The organism is Vibrio sp. 2132-1 (assembly GCF_033344315.1).
Map to the genome: position 1 here is coordinate 1 of NZ_JAWPON010000807.1, position 530 is coordinate 530.

The window sequence follows — 530 nt, forward strand, 5'->3', positions numbered from 1 at the left end:
GAAAGTGCGCGATTTCCACTATGCAGAAGATAACGAAGAGCAAGAACCAGGTCTTCGTTGTATCGCTGCGCCGATTTATGACCGCTTTGGTCAAATCATTGCTGGCTTGTCTATCTCATTCCCAACCATCCGTTTCGATGAAGAGAGAATGGAATATTACGTCGGCTTACTGCATCAAGCAGGTAAAAACATTTCTGAGCAATTGGGTTACCACGATTACCCGGCATAATCAGAAACAAGAGGCAGCCGCGAGGCTGCTTTTTTTGCCACTTAGAACAATGTTGAAACACCGGTTCATTTTAGAGGTAAACCATGGGCACATCCGTCACTCCAAACATCTTCGACTTTTTAATCAAAATTGACCCCTTTGATAAACTGCCAGAACCTGTGGTTGAAAGCATCGCGAACTCCGTCAAGGTCAAGTACCTCGTGAGGGGTGAAACCATCGGTTTTAGCGCCTTGTGCGATCAACGTTACCTCTACATTATCCGAACCGGCGCCATTGAACAGCGCACGCCTAATGGCGAACT

At 46.6% G+C, this 530-nt stretch carries 1 protein-coding gene and 1 pseudogene; both read left to right on the forward strand.

The features are described from left to right. On the forward strand, positions 1-229 hold a 229-nt coding region (locus R8N47_RS28120; protein ID WP_318186470.1), incomplete at its 5' end, for an IclR family transcriptional regulator C-terminal domain-containing protein. An 83-nt stretch (positions 230-312) separates the two neighbouring features. Beyond that, a pseudogene (locus tag R8N47_RS28125) lies at positions 313-530 on the forward strand (histidine kinase); the annotation flags it as partial.